The sequence below is a fragment of the Acinetobacter amyesii genome (genome assembly GCF_023499985.1).
Taxonomy (GTDB): domain Bacteria; phylum Pseudomonadota; class Gammaproteobacteria; order Pseudomonadales; family Moraxellaceae; genus Acinetobacter; species Acinetobacter amyesii.
Genome location: NZ_JAMCOU010000002.1, coordinates 1 through 560 on the forward strand (window position 1 = coordinate 1; position 560 = coordinate 560).

Below are 560 nucleotides of genomic sequence, written 5' to 3' on the forward strand. Positions count from 1 at the left end.
GGGTTAGGCCTGCCTGCGGTATCGATGGGCCTCCTCACCATGGTGATCAGTCCATTTCAGGCAGCGACGTTATTGATTATTCCATCTATGGTCACCAACTTTTGGCAACTATTTGCCGAAGGGCAGGTGCTGCGCCTAATTCAACGCTTTTGGCCCTTATTACTTGGGATTATCGTCGGTTCAATTTGGAGTATTTTTCCAACTTTAGGACATGGTGAATTTAAAAGTGAAGCTTTACTGGGGGGCATGTTGGCACTATACGGACTGTATGGGCTTTGTGCCAAGAGCTTGCCGAACTTTGCACCACATGAAAAATGGCTATCTCCAATGATCGGTTATCTCGGTGGAGCGCTGACTGTTGCGACCGGTGTGGTGGTGATCCCTGTGGTGCCATATTTGCAAGGTTTGCAGCTCAAACGTGATGACCTCGTACAGTCACTCGGTTTAGCCTTTACCACATCAACCATTTGTTTGGCAGTGTTCTTACAGCAAAATCCAGTGGAAGATCTCCCGATTGATTATGCCATGTCAGCCATAGCACTGATTCCAGCGCTCATTGG

General features: G+C 48.0%; 1 protein-coding gene. It reads left to right on the forward strand.

Translation table 11 applies throughout. The features are described from left to right. Nucleotides 1–560, forward strand: a 560-nt coding sequence (locus tag M5F03_RS00010) for a sulfite exporter TauE/SafE family protein (RefSeq protein WP_249705775.1), incomplete at both ends; no start/stop codon positions are given.